At 67.4% G+C, this 10671-nt stretch carries 12 protein-coding genes; 6 read left to right on the forward strand and 6 right to left on the reverse strand.

Annotated features, from left to right (window positions below):
- Window positions 1–745, reverse strand: a 745-nt coding sequence (locus PMI02_RS09665) for a penicillin-binding protein activator (RefSeq protein WP_007682025.1), incomplete at its 3' end; no start/stop codon positions are given.
- Between the two features lie 39 nt (window positions 746–784).
- On the opposite strand from PMI02_RS09665, the gene rsmI reads away from it, so the two are divergent.
- The 4 genes from rsmI to PMI02_RS09685 all read left to right on the forward strand — a co-directional run bounded on the left by rsmI (window position 785) and on the right by PMI02_RS09685 (window position 3675).
- Window positions 785–1612 carry a 16S rRNA (cytidine(1402)-2'-O)-methyltransferase gene (gene rsmI / locus PMI02_RS09670; RefSeq protein ID WP_007682026.1) on the forward strand — a complete coding sequence of 276 codons (828 nt, stop codon included), beginning with the start codon at window positions 785–787 and terminating at the stop codon, window positions 1610–1612.
- On the forward strand, window positions 1609–1971 hold the full coding sequence (locus PMI02_RS09675) for a YraN family protein (protein WP_007682028.1): 363 nt from the start codon (window positions 1609–1611) through the stop codon (window positions 1969–1971). The genes rsmI and PMI02_RS09675 overlap by 4 nt, the downstream gene beginning before the upstream one ends.
- Before the next feature lie 111 nt (window positions 1972–2082).
- A complete protein-coding gene (gene gshB / locus PMI02_RS09680; protein ID WP_007682030.1) occupies window positions 2083–3054 on the forward strand; it encodes a glutathione synthase in 972 nt (323 codons plus the stop codon).
- An 18-nt stretch (window positions 3055–3072) separates the two neighbouring features.
- Window positions 3073–3675: a DedA family protein gene (locus PMI02_RS09685; protein ID WP_007682031.1), complete on the forward strand. Its 603-nt coding sequence runs from the start codon at window positions 3073–3075 to the stop codon at window positions 3673–3675.
- 7 nt (window positions 3676–3682) lie between these two features.
- Here the strand turns inward: PMI02_RS09685 and PMI02_RS09690 are convergent, their stop codons facing one another.
- The 5 genes from PMI02_RS09690 to rph are packed head-to-tail and all read right to left on the reverse strand — an operon-like array spanning window position 3683 to window position 8658.
- Window positions 3683–4582 carry a tyrosine recombinase XerC gene (locus PMI02_RS09690; RefSeq protein ID WP_007682032.1) on the reverse strand — a complete coding sequence of 300 codons (900 nt, stop codon included), beginning with the start codon at window positions 4580–4582 and terminating at the stop codon, window positions 3683–3685.
- Entirely contained in the window at window positions 4582–5733 is a 1152-nt protein-coding gene (gene hemW / locus PMI02_RS09695) for a radical SAM family heme chaperone HemW (RefSeq protein WP_007682033.1), read from the reverse strand. The genes PMI02_RS09690 and hemW overlap by 1 nt, the downstream gene beginning before the upstream one ends.
- Before the next feature lie 32 nt (window positions 5734–5765).
- Window positions 5766–7277: a sulfotransferase gene (locus PMI02_RS09700; protein WP_007682034.1), complete on the reverse strand. Its 1512-nt coding sequence runs from the start codon at window positions 7275–7277 to the stop codon at window positions 5766–5768.
- Complete coding sequence (rdgB, locus tag PMI02_RS09705; protein ID WP_007682036.1) at window positions 7261–7914, reverse strand: RdgB/HAM1 family non-canonical purine NTP pyrophosphatase; 654 nt, start codon at window positions 7912–7914, stop codon at window positions 7261–7263. The genes PMI02_RS09700 and rdgB overlap by 17 nt, the downstream gene beginning before the upstream one ends.
- A 27-nt stretch (window positions 7915–7941) precedes the next feature.
- Window positions 7942–8658, reverse strand: a complete 717-nt coding sequence (rph, locus tag PMI02_RS09710) for a ribonuclease PH (RefSeq protein ID WP_007682037.1) — start codon at window positions 8656–8658, stop codon at window positions 7942–7944.
- A gap of 86 nt (window positions 8659–8744) precedes the next feature.
- On the opposite strand from rph, the gene hrcA reads away from it, so the two are divergent.
- Together hrcA and PMI02_RS09720 are read left to right on the forward strand one after the other, a co-directional pair.
- Window positions 8745–9788: a heat-inducible transcriptional repressor HrcA gene (gene hrcA, locus PMI02_RS09715; RefSeq protein WP_007682038.1), complete on the forward strand. Its 1044-nt coding sequence runs from the start codon at window positions 8745–8747 to the stop codon at window positions 9786–9788.
- Window positions 9789–9805: 17 nt separating this feature from the next.
- Window positions 9806–10381: a nucleotide exchange factor GrpE gene (locus PMI02_RS09720; RefSeq protein WP_007682047.1), complete on the forward strand. Its 576-nt coding sequence runs from the start codon at window positions 9806–9808 to the stop codon at window positions 10379–10381.
- Window positions 10382–10671 lie beyond the last annotated feature (290 nt).

Consider the following 10671-nt stretch of genomic DNA (forward strand, 5'->3'; position numbering starts at 1 on the left):
CGGAGAGGCTGCCGCTATCGGCGATGAGCAACGCGTTGAAGCCGCCCTTCGCCTTGATCCGCTGGGCCGCCGTCGCGATCGAGGCGGCGCTGCGGTCATAGGGCTCGAGCGCGATGACCGAACCGCCACCGGCGCGCACGGCGCTAAGTAGGGCGGCACTGGTGCGGTCGCCGTAGTCTCCCCGAGGGACGAGGGCGGCGAAGCTGGAGACGCCCTGTGCGCGGGCGTACTCGACCGTGCGGGTGACGGACTGGCCGGGCAGGTTACCCATGATGAAGACGTCGCGGCTGGCCGCCTGCTCGTCGTTGGAGAACGAGATGACCGGGATCTTCGATGCCTTGGCGATCGCCGAGATGGCCGGGATGTCGTCGGCCAGCAGGGGCCCAAGGATCAGCTGGTTGCCGTCGGCGATGGCGCGGCGCGCGGCTTCGGCGGGGCCGGCCGAAGTGTCGTAGGTCGTGACGCGCAGGTTCTTCGCGGCGGTGTCGAGCAGGGCCATGTTCGCGGCATTGGCGATCGCCTGGCCGACGCCGGCATTGGCGCCCGTCACCGGCACAAGCAGTGCGACACGGTGCCTTTCGGTGTCGACCGGGATGTCGCTGGGGGGCGGCGCGGGCTTCGGCGCTGGGGCCGGAGCGGTGATCGGCGCCTTGGGCACGACCGCGCAGCCGGCGAGCACGGCCATGGCGGCTGCGGCGAGAAGATTGCGCCGATTTATCCGCCGTTTCAGGCTCTTGTCGAACATTGCTTGCCGCTCCCTTGGTCTATGGCCATGAGTGAGGTGATGGAAAACACTCTTTCGCCGGGCCTGTACATAGTCGCAACCCCCATTGGCAACCTGGGCGACATAACCTTGCGCGCCGTGGAGACCTTGAAAGGCGTGGCAGCGGTGGCCTGCGAGGACACGCGCGTCACCGGCAAGCTGCTGCATCATCTGGGGATAAAGCAGCGCCTGATCCGATACGACGACCACGCCAGTGAAGGTGACCGCGAACGCCTGCTCGCTCTGATGGAGGCCGAGCCGATGGCTCTGGTCAGTGATGCGGGCACGCCACTGATCTCCGATCCGGGCTACCGCCTGGTCCGCATCGCGCGCGAGCGGGGGATCGCCGTCACCAGCCTGCCGGGTCCGAACGCCGCGGTGCTGGCAATGACGCTCTCGGGTCTGCCTAACGACCGGTTCCTGTTCGCCGGCTTCCTGCCCAACAAGGCCAAGGCGCGCGAGGATACACTCGCCAGCCTCGCGAACGTGCCTGCCACATTGGTGTTCTACGAGACCGCGCCGCGCCTCGACGCCTCGCTGGCTGCGATCGGCGAGGTCCTGCCGGGCCGCGAGGTGGCGGTGGCGCGCGAACTGACCAAGAAGTTCGAGGAATGTCGCAGCGGGCCGCCGGGCGAGCTTGCTGCCCATTACGCCGCGCATCCGCCCAAAGGCGAGATCGTCCTGCTGATAGGGCCGCCGGGAGACGAACCGGTGGGTGAGGTCGACGTTGATGCGCTGCTGCGGGCCGCCTTGGTCGATGCCAAGGCATCGCAGGCAGCGGGCATGGTGGCCAAGGCGACCGGGCTCGACCGCAAGACACTCTATGCGCGGGCCATGGAACTGAAATGAGCGACCGGCGGGCCAGGGCCGAGCAGCACGGCCGGCGCGGCGAGTCGCTGGCGGCTCTGTACCTGTGGCTCACCGGCTGGCGCGTGCTGGCGAGGCGGGTCAAGACGCGGCGGGGCGAGGTGGATATCGTCGCCCGGCGCGGCCGCGTGGTGTGTTTCGTCGAGGTGAAGTGGCGGCGCACCGCCAAGGAACTCGACCTGGCGATCGACGCATACCGGTTGCGCCGTGTCGCCGATGCGGCAGGGCTGTTGACCAGCCGCTACCAGAAGCCGGGCGACGACGTGCGGATCGACGTGGTCCTCGTCGCACCCGGCATTTGGCCGCGCCGGATCGAGAATGCGTGGCAACCGCTGAGGTGAATTTCGGCGTGCGGTTGAAACTCGCAATTCCGGTCGCACCTTGGGCGCGTTGCGGCTAAGCCGCTGCCCAGGACACCACCTCCAACCCTTTCGCAAAGGCCGACAATCGCCATGACCCTACGCGTCGCCGTCCAGATGGATCCACTCGAAACCATCAAGATCGGGGGCGATTCCTCCTTTGCGCTCATGCTGGCGGCGCAGGCGCGGGGGCATACGCTGTTCCACTACGACGTGCGGACGCTGGCCTACGACACCGCGCACGGCGCCGGCGGTCGATTGACCTGCTGGGGCGCTCCGGTGACGGTGCAGCGCGTCGAAGGGGCCCACTTTACGCGCGGCGAGTACCGGCTGATCGATCTCGTCGAGGACATCGACGTGGTTCTGATGCGCCAGGACCCGCCCTTCGACCTCGGCTATATCACCGCCACGCACCTGCTGGAGCGGCTCGCGGGTCGCACGCTGGTGGTCAACGATCCCGCCTCGGTGCGCAATGCGCCCGAGAAGGTGTTCGTGCTCGACTACGCGCGGTTCATGCCGCCCACCTTCATCGCGCGCCGGATCGAGGACGTGAAGGCGTTCAACCTTCGCCACCCGGGTGACCTCGTCATCAAGCCGCTCCACGGCAATGGCGGCAAGGCCGTTTTCCGCGTGCCCGCCGACGGCTCCAACCTCGGCGCGCTGATCGAGATGTTCGAGAACGCTTGGGTCGAGCCGTTCATGGTCCAGCCCTTCCTCCCCGACGTCTCGGAAGGCGACAAGCGCATCGTCCTCGTCGACGGCGAGTTTGCCGGCGCCATCAACCGCAAGCCGGGCGCGGGCGAGTTCCGCTCCAACCTCGCGGTCGGCGGCTCGGCCGAGGCCAGCACGCTCACTTCGGCCGAAGAGGAAATCTGCGCGGCGCTCGGGCCGGAACTCAAGGCTCGCGGGCTGGTTTTCGTGGGCATCGACGTGATTGGCGGGAAATGGCTGACGGAAATCAACGTGACTTCGCCCACCGGCATCGTGGCGATCGACCGGTTCAACGGCACCGACACCGGCGCTCTCATCTGGGATGCGATCGAGGCGCGCCACGCGGCAATGTGATCCGGACAGGTATAGCCCATGTCTGAATGGGTCTACGAAGTCATCCGGCAGGGCGGCTATCTCGGTATCGTGTTCCTCATGGCGCTCGAGAACATCATTCCGCCGGTCCCGTCAGAAGTCATCATGGGGCTGGGAGGGGTTGCCGTGGCGCGCGGCCACATGCAGTTCTGGCCTCTGCTGGTGGCGGGAACGGTAGGCTCGGCGCTTGGAAACTACGTGCTGTTCCTGATTGCCGATCGCATGGGCTACGAGCGGCTGCGCCCGTTCATCGACCGCTGGGGCCGCTGGCTGACGCTGGAGTGGCACGATGTCGAAGTCGCCGGCAAGTTCCTGCGCCGGCACGGGCATTGGGTCGTTTTCGTGTTCCGTTTCATGCCGATGTTCCGGTCGATGATTTCCGTCCCGGCCGGCCTTGCCCACGTGGGCCACCTGCGTTTCCTGGCTTTCACGGCGGCAGGCGCGGCCATCTGGAACGTGCTGCTGATCCTTGGTGGCCGTTGGCTGGGCCGCACACTGGCGCAGGCGGAGCAATGGTTCGGCTGGGTCACTTTGGTCGTCGCGGTGGTATCCATCGCCTTCTACATATGGCGCGTGGCGACCTGGAAACCTCGACAGGAATAGTCGCGTTTCAGCCCTGCTCCCGGGGGTGGGCGTTGCGGTAGACATCCAGCAGGGTCGCTGCATCCACCCGCGTATAGATCTGCGTCGAACTCAGCGAGGCATGGCCTAGAAGTTCCTGCAATGACCGCAGATCCGCCCCCGCTCCCAGAAGATGCGTGGCGAAACTGTGGCGCAGTGCGTGCGGGGTCGCGCTCGCTGGCAGCCCGAGCGAAACGCGCGCGCGGGCCACGGCCTTCTGGACCATACCCTGTGACAACGCGCCCCCCTTGGCACCGCGGAACAGCGCCTTGTCTCGCTCGATCGGCCAGGGACATTTGTCCAGATAGTCCGCCACGCCTGAACGCACGATCGGCAGCAGCGGTACCATGCGCTGCTTGCCGCCCTTGCCGGTGACCACCAGCGTTTCACCCAAGGGGAGCGCCGCGCCAGTCAGTGAGAGGGCCTCGGCGATGCGCAGTCCCGCGCCGTAGAGCAGCAGCAGCACGGCCCGGTCGCGCGCACCGATCCACGGCTCGCTGGCGTCTTCCTCCACCGTGGCGGCAAGGTTCACCGCCTCGTCGGGCGTCACCGGCCGCGGCAGGCCCTTCTTGACGCGCGGCCCTTGGAGGCGAGGCGCGGTCGCCTGCGTCATGCCCGACCTGCCGCGCGCGAAAGAGAGAAAAGCCTTGAGCGCCGAAAGCTCGCGCGCGGCGGAGACGTTGCCGATGCCGTCCTGCCGCCTCGCCGCGAGGTGGCCACGCAGGGCGGGCGCATCGAGAACGGCGAGTGAGGCCCAGTCGCTTCCGCCCAATGCGTCGAGCAGGCGTGAGGCGGTGGCGATATAGGCTCGGACCGTGTGCGGACTGCGGCGGCGGCCCTGGGTAAGGTACTCGCCCCAGGCCTCCAGCAGGTCGGCCTTCTGCGCCATCAGCCTTCCACCAGTTGTCCGGGTACGAGTTCGCCGAGCAGTCCGTCGAGCAGGCACATGCCGGCATCGGTGACCGCGACATGCGCGCCGTCGCGCAGGACGAGGCCCTGGCTCTCGTAGAACTGCGCCTCTGCCGGATCGCACAGTTGGAAGGGATCGAGCCCGAAACGGGCGGACATGACTTCCAGGTCCACGCCTTCGCGCAGGCGCAGGCCCATCAGCATGGCTTCGCTGGCCTGCTCGGGAAGGGCGAGCGGGCGTTCCTCGGCAATACCGTGGGCGCTGCGGTCGATTTCGGCGAGCCAGTTCTCCGGCTTGCGATGCCGCACGGTAGCGAGCGCCCCGCGCCGTCCATGGGCTCCCGGACCGATGCCGACATAGTCCTGATAGCGCCAGTATGTGAGGTTGTGGCGGCTTTCCTCGCCGGGACGGGCGTGGTTGCTGATCTCGTAGGCGGGAAGGCCCGCAGCGGCCGTCATCTCGCGGGTGAGGGCGAACATGTCGGCGCAGGCGTCCTCGTTTAGCGGATCGAAGTCGCCCTTGCGCACCATCGTCTCGAACTTCGTGCCGGGCTCGATGGTGAGCTGGTAGAGTGAGAGGTGCCCGGTGCCGAACGACAGCGCCCGCGCCAGTTCCGCGCGCCAGCCGTCCAGCGACTGGCCTGGGCGGGCATAGATCAGGTCGAAGCTCACGCGATCGAAGTTCGCCTGCGCCACGTCCAGCGCGGCGAGGCCTTCGGAGGCGTCGTGCAGGCGGCCGAGAAAGCGCAGCGTCTCGTTGTCGAGCGCCTGCAGGCCGAGCGAGACGCGGTTGACGCCGACGCTCGCCAGCGCGGCATAGTTCGCCGCCTCGACCGAGGAGGGGTTGCCCTCCAGCGTGATCTCGATGCCGGGCGCGAAGCCCCAGAGGCGCTCGGCTTCTTCGAGCAGGCGGGCGACGAGGGCAGGGGGCATCAGCGAGGGCGTGCCGCCGCCGAAGAAGATGGATTCGAGCGGTTCGCCGCCTGCCAGCTCGTGCTCATGGCGCATGTCGGCGAGAAGTCCCGCCTGCCATGCCGCGTGGTCGACCCGGTCGCGGACATGGCTGTTGAAGTCGCAGTACGGGCACTTGGCGAGGCAGAACGGCCAGTGGATGTAGAGGGCGCGGGCCATATGGTTTCTCAGGCGCGGGTTCGGCCGGGAAGTCAATAGCCCCAGTCGTGAAGGGCGGGGGCGATGATGTGCTCGATTTGCGCGATTTCGGGCGCGTAGTCGCGCCAACGCTCCATCGAGGCGCGGTCGAGCGGGCGAGTGACCTGGCTCCGGCTCGGTGTGCTGATCGCGCGGGTGGCGGCGTTCTTGTGGAAGACGCGCATGGTGTCGTTCCACTCCAGCCCGAGGGGAGCGAGCACTTTGCGCATGGTGCCTTCAAGGTCGCCGACGAGCGCTTCGTAGCGCACTTCGCTCGCATGCAGCCCCAGCGCGTCGCGGTAGTGCCGCCAGCTTGCGGTGATCAGCGCGTGGAAGCGCACGGCGTCGTGCCAGTCGAGCAGGTTTACGGTCGATGGGCTCGGCGGCATCAGTTGGAGCACCGAAGACAGGCAGGCATCGCGCGGGTCGCGGACCATGAACAGGATCGGCGCCTCGGGGAACAGGCGCAGGATCACCGGCAGGTCGATGACGTTGAGCGCGAACTTGTCGACCATGCGGTTGTTCCCGGCGTCAGGGCCGAGGCGCACCGCGGCAAGATGGCGATAACGTGCGCGCAGCTTGGCAATGGCCGGTCGGTCGAGCGCGTCGAGGATGGCGAGCCGTTTCTGGCCGGCGGGGAGCGCAGCATGGGTTCCGGCCAGCAGTGGCACTTCGTCGGCGACCATCACGCCGAGGTGGCAGGCCAGCACCTCCTGCATGAGCGTCGTTCCGGAGCGCAGGTAGCCGAGCAGGAATATCGGGGCGGGACCATCGTCTGCGGGTGGCCCGCCGCGCCAGCGTCGGAACATGGAGGCGTCGAAGCCAGCCGCGTCCTTAGCCAGCAGGCGGGAGACGAGGTCGTGGTCCTGCGCGGCGTATTCGGGAAGTTGAGGGGCAAGGGCCGTGCTGGCAGCCAGGTCGGCGAATACCTCGCGGTGACGGCCGACACGGTCGAGGGCTCGGGCTCTTTCGCGCAGGGTACGGAAGCGCTCGCGATCCGGGAGGGGCCGGCCGAGAAGTCTGTCGAGGCGGCCGAGTGCCGTGTCGGCCTGCCGAGCGTCGATCTCGATGCTGGCGGTAAGCACCTCGAAGCCGCTATGCCCGGGCGCCAGAGCCAAGCCCTTGCGGCAGGCTTCCAGCGCTACGTCGTGCCGGACCAACTGCGCGGCGGCGGTCGCCGTCGAATGCCACAATGACGGAGTGTCGAAGCCCGTTTCGGCAATGGCATCCAGCACTTCGAGCGAGGATGCAGCGTCGCCCACTTTTTGCAGAAGCAGGGCGGCGGGCAGCAGATCGGCTGGATTTCCCCCCGCTGTCCGAAGGCGGGCGAGAACACCTTCGCGAAGATGCGCGGTACCTTCGAAGAGATGCCCACCGGCGCAGAGCGTCTGTCCCAGCCAGATCGTCGCCGTCGGATCGCCGGGGAGAGCGTCGAGGGCCGCGCGAAAGTACAGGACGGCGGCGTCGAGCTGCCCCCTGCCGACCGCCTCGCGGCCGAGGCGGAGTGCCTCAGCCGGAGAGGCCATCGACCGGCGCAGCGGTGCTGAACTGGTCTGCCACGAGCTTGACGAAAGCATCGGCGCGGTGGCTCATGCTCTGCTTTTCTTCGGGCGGCAGCTGGGCGAACGTCACATCGCGGCCGTTTGGAACGAAGACGGGGTCGTAGCCGAATCCCATCGTCCCGCGCGGCGGCCAGGAGAAGGTGCCCTCGACGCGGCCTTCGTAGACAACCTCGTCGCCTTCAGGCCAGGCGATCGCGAGAGTACAGGAGAACCAGCATGAGCGATCGACGTCCGGGCCTTGCTCGCTGAGCAAGCCCTCGACCTTGCCCATCGCCATGTACCAGTCACGGCCGGGGTCACCCTCGAACCACTGCCGCTCGGCCCAGTCGGCGGTGTAGACGCCGGGCCTTCCGCCGAGCGCGGTCACCGAGAGCCCACTGTCGTCAGCAAGCGCGGGCAACTGCGCGGCCTTGGCGGCGGCATGGGCCTTGAGCAGCGCGTTCTGGGCGAAGGTCGTGCCCGTTTCGTCCGGCTCGGGCAAACCGAGCTGGCCGGCAGACAGGCACTCGACCCCGTAAGGCGCGAGCAGCGCGGAAATCTCGCGCAGCTTGCCGGCGTTATGGGTGGCGATGACGAGGCGTTTGCCGTCGAATTTGCGCATGGTCACACCTCGTCATCCCAGTTTACGTCAGCGTCCGACAGCCTTCGCCTGCGCGGCGAAGATGCCGTCGCAGCCGATGCGGGCGAGGCGCAGGAGGCGCAGCAGGCCTTCTTCGTCGTAAGTCGCGCCTTCTGCGGTGGCCTGGGCCTCGGCGATCTTGCCGCCCTCGATCAGCACGAAGTTGGCGTCGGCGTCGGCAGCGCTGTCCTCGATGTAGTCGAGATCGAGCACCGGGGTGCCCTCGCAGATGCCGCAGGAGACGGCGGCGACGCGGGCCTGGATGGGGTCTTCCTTGATCTTGCCCTCGGCCATCAGCTTGTCGACGGCGAGGCGCAGCGCGACCCATGCGCCCGAGATCGAGGCGGTGCGGGTGCCGCCGTCGGCCTGGATGACGTCGCAGTCCAGCACGATCTGGCGTTCGCCCAGCTTCTTCATGTCGACGACCGAGCGGAGCGAACGGCCGATCAGGCGCTGGATTTCCTGCGTACGGCCCGACTGCTTGCCCTTGGCCGCTTCACGGCTGCCGCGGGTGTGCGTGGCGCGCGGAAGCATGGAGTATTCGGCCGTGACCCAGCCTTCGCCCTTGCCGCGCAGGAACGGCGGCACCTTTTCCTCGACCGAGGCAGTGACGAGCACACGGGTGTCGCCGAAGGAGATCAGCACCGAACCCTCGGCGTGCTTGGTGAAGCCGGTCTGGATGTCGATGGTGCGCATTTCGTCTGCGGCACGGCCTGAAGGTCGCATGAAAGATCCTCGTCTTGAATTATGCACGGGCCCTAGGCGCATTGGGCTTGAGGCCGCAAGTGCATAAGGCCTAGATTGGGCCGGACATGCCCACACCCCCGATCACCGAACTGACCACCCGTGCCCGCGACATCTTCCGTCTCGTGGTGGAAGGCTATCTTTCCACAGGCGTGCCGGTGGGATCGAAGGCGCTTGCGGGGCCGGGAGGCATGAACCTCTCGTCGGCCTCGATCCGCTCGGTGCTGGCGGATCTCGAAGGGCTGGGATTGCTGGCAGCGCCGCATACCAGCGCTGGACGCCTGCCGACCGAGGCGGGGCTGCGCCTGTTCGTTGACGGCATCATGCAGGTTGCGGAACCCACCGTGGAGGAGCGCCTCGCGATCGAGAGCCGTATTTCGGCGCCAGGCCCGATCGAGGCGGCGCTGGAGGCGACGAGCATGTTGCTCTCCAGTCTGTCGTCTGGCGCGGGCGTGGTCATGGTGCCCCGGCGGGAGCCGCGCCTCGTGCATCTGCAACTCGTGCCGCTGGGGCCGGGCCGTGCGCTGGCGGTGCTGGTGGGAGAAGATGGCGGTGTCGAGAATCGCATCGTCGAACTTCCCGCCAGCCTGCCGCCCGGCGCGCTGGAAGAGGCTTCGAACTACATTTCCGCGCATCTTGCCGGACGCACGCTGGCACAAGCCGCTCTGGCGATGCGCGCGCAGATCGCGTCGGGCCAGTCTGCGCTCGATTCGGCCAGCCGCGATCTCGTGGAGCGCGGGCTCGCGGTGTGGACCGAGGACGCGATGGCGCGCCCCGTGCTGATCGTGCGCGGACAGGCGAACCTGCTCGACGAGGCGGCGCTGACAGACCTCGAACGCGTGCGCTCGCTGCTCGACGACCTGGAGAACAAGCAGTCGGTCGCGGACCTGCTCGACACCGCGCGCGAGGCGCAGGCGACGCGCATATTCATCGGCTCCGAGAATCGCTTGTTCGCGTTATCGGGCTCTTCGGTGATCGCCTCGCCCTACCGGGACCGTGAGGGCAGGGTGGTCGGCGTGGTGGGGGTTATCGGCCCCACGCGGTTGAATTATGCGCGCGTAGTGCCCATGGTGGACTTCACCGCCCAGAGCCTGGGCAAGCTCATCGGATAGCTGGACAGACACACGAAATGACCGACGACAAGACACAGTCGCCCAACGATACCGCCAAGGACCCGTCCCTCGCCGAGGAACTGCAGGGCGTGCCCGAGGACTTCCTCGACACTGCCGGCGAGAACGACGAGATCGCCAAGCTGCGCGAGGAGCTGGCAGGGGCCAAGCAGGAAGTGCTCTACGCGCGCGCCGAGACGCAGAACGTGCGCCGCCGCCTCGAAAAGGACATCACCGACGCCCGCGCCTACGCCGCGACCGGCTTCGCGCGCGACATCTTATCGGTGTCCGACAATCTGAGCCGCGCGCTTTCCGCCATCCCGGTGGACCTGCGTGAGGATGAAAAGCTGAAGAACGTGGTCGCCGGCATCGAGGCGACTGGCCGCGAGATCGACAAGGTCTTCGCCAGCCACGGCATCAGCCGGATCGCCGCCATGGGCCTGCCGCTCGATCCCAACCAGCACCAGGCGATGCTGGAGATTCCCTCGACCGACGCCGAGCCCGGCACTGTGCTGCAGGAGCTGCAGGCCGGCTACATGATCAAGGATCGCCTGCTGCGGCCGGCCATGGTCGCGGTGGCCAAGAAGCCGGAGTGATCCGGGCCTGAATGGTTCGAACAACGTTGCAATAACCTTGGGGCCGACTCTCGAAGTCGGCGCCAAGTTGCGTGACGGGCTTGCTTTTCCCGGGACGACCGGACGTTCGCGCTCGACATGTCGTTTCATTGCCAAGGAACCTCTTGCGTTCACTTCCGTTCATTTGGGCATAACCAAGATATTTGGGCCCCTGATTTTCGGAGAACAGCGATGCGCAAGTTTATCCTCCCCATCCTCGCAGCCGGCGCGTTCAGCATGGCGGGCTGCGCGAGCAACTACGGCGGGGGAGG

Source organism: Novosphingobium sp. AP12, assembly GCF_000281975.1.
In the GTDB taxonomy this organism is placed as follows: Bacteria; Pseudomonadota; Alphaproteobacteria; order Sphingomonadales; family Sphingomonadaceae; genus Novosphingobium.